This window comes from Paraburkholderia sp. SIMBA_030, from assembly GCF_046535245.1.
GTDB lineage: Bacteria > Pseudomonadota > Gammaproteobacteria > Burkholderiales > Burkholderiaceae > Paraburkholderia.
Window position 1 is genome coordinate 1 of the sequence record NZ_JAWRXB010000507.1, and the last position, 273, is coordinate 273.

General features: G+C 68.1%; 1 pseudogene. It reads left to right on the forward strand.

From position 1 onward, the window contains the following. Positions 1-273, forward strand: a pseudogene (locus SB772_RS40990) (hypothetical protein); the annotation flags it as partial.

The window sequence follows — 273 nt, forward strand, 5'->3', positions numbered from 1 at the left end:
TCTTTTCACTTGGATCGCTTGGTGCGGGCAGGGCTGGCCGTTGTCGAGTTCAGGAAGCAAGCTGACAAGGGTGGCCCGGGCTCGGGGCGGCCTGCCAAGTTCTACCGCCCGGCGTTGAACGAGGTAGTGGCGTCAGTGCCCGAGCGCCAGTATGACGTGGCGGGAGACCTGTTGGCCGCCGTCGTGGCACGTTCGTTGCCCGGACGGGTTCCCGTGGGTGAGGCGCTGCTGGAGGTTGCGGAGGAGAAGGGCCGGGAGTTCGGCCGGCCGGGG